This is a genomic window from Clostridia bacterium, from assembly GCA_014360065.1.
Lineage (GTDB): Bacteria > Bacillota > DSM-521 > Neomoorellales > JACIYF01 > JACIYF01.
The window spans coordinates 6,554-7,152 of record JACIYF010000120.1 but is presented as its reverse complement, the minus strand read 5'-3'; the positions used below and the strand labels follow the sequence as shown (position 1 = coordinate 7,152).

The 599-nt window shown below is 51.1% G+C and carries 1 protein-coding gene; it reads right to left on the bottom strand.

Annotated features, from left to right (window positions below):
* Positions 1-398: 398 nt before the first annotated feature.
* Positions 399-599: HEPN domain-containing protein (locus H5U02_12880; GenBank protein MBC7343314.1), on the bottom strand; the 201-nt coding region annotated here is incomplete at its 5' end.

The following is a 599-nucleotide window of genomic DNA, read 5'->3' as shown; positions in this document are numbered from 1 at the left end:
ATTTAACAACGCCAAATCTTTATTTCATTATACCGTTTTTGTTGGCCCAGAGCTTGCCCGAAGGGGCAATACACTCTGGCGGGTTTCGTGTTTCTCAATAGTGACAAGTACAGTCCGTGGTTCCCCTGGACTATTGCCGCCATATATGTATTGTCACTCCGGCCCGGCAGCCCCGATCCGCCTCTAGCAATAGGTTCATGGGCAGTACTGGGAGCAACCTTCGTTCCGGGAATGGTGCTATGCTTTGTCCACCTGCGGTATGCTGATGTAGACAAATGAAGTGGCGCTCTAGGCCACCGGGGATCCGAGTCGCCAGTCACCACCTAAGGCTAGGTCACAGGGCTAGTCATTGGCCGTCCAGCCCTGTGACCATTTAATGGCGCGAAAATAAAAATGTGCTATCCTAGGATCTCGACAAGGGTACTCCTAACAGCCTCAATGAAAGACTTGGCGTGACTCAGCATTTGCTGGGCAGTCTCAGAATCAGTAGGCTGAAGCTCACTATAGTCTGACTTTTGTCGCTGATTGAACGCTTCCCGCAGCAACTTAGACATCTCAGCAGGAAAGAGTCCCGGGCGACCAAATTCACGGTTTACAAG